The organism is Caulobacter sp. P1_D6 (genome assembly GCF_056406095.1).
Genome location: NZ_JBFUAW010000105.1, coordinates 1 through 361, shown reverse-complemented (window position 1 = coordinate 361; position 361 = coordinate 1). Strand labels below are relative to the sequence as shown.

At 67.3% G+C, this 361-nt stretch carries 1 protein-coding gene; it reads left to right on the top strand.

All coding sequences use genetic code 11. The features are described from left to right. Nucleotides 1-70: 70 nt before the first annotated feature. Nucleotides 71-361: leucine zipper domain-containing protein (locus AC1DYP_RS24885; protein WP_477048576.1), on the top strand; the 291-nt coding region annotated here is incomplete at its 3' end.

The window sequence follows — 361 nt, the reverse complement described above, 5'->3', positions numbered from 1 at the left end:
CCGACAGATAGGTGAGGACCTCCGGTATCGGTGTGGTTACCACAACTGCACCGACAACCGAGAGGTCCTCGTGTCCCACGCTAACGCCTTGCTCACCCCGAAGGGCAGAGTGAAACTCGCGACATCGATCATCGACGACGGGTGGTCGGTCCGCCGCGCCGCCGAACGGTTCCAGGTCTCACCGACCACCGCGAAGAAATGGGCCGACCGCTACCGCACCGGTGGCGCCGCCGCGATGGTCGACCGCTCCAGCCGACCACACCGCAGCCCCGGTCGGACACCGACCCGCACCGAACGCCGAATCGTCAACCTGCGCTTCACCCGCCGCTGGGGACCGCACCGCATCGCCTACCACCTGCAC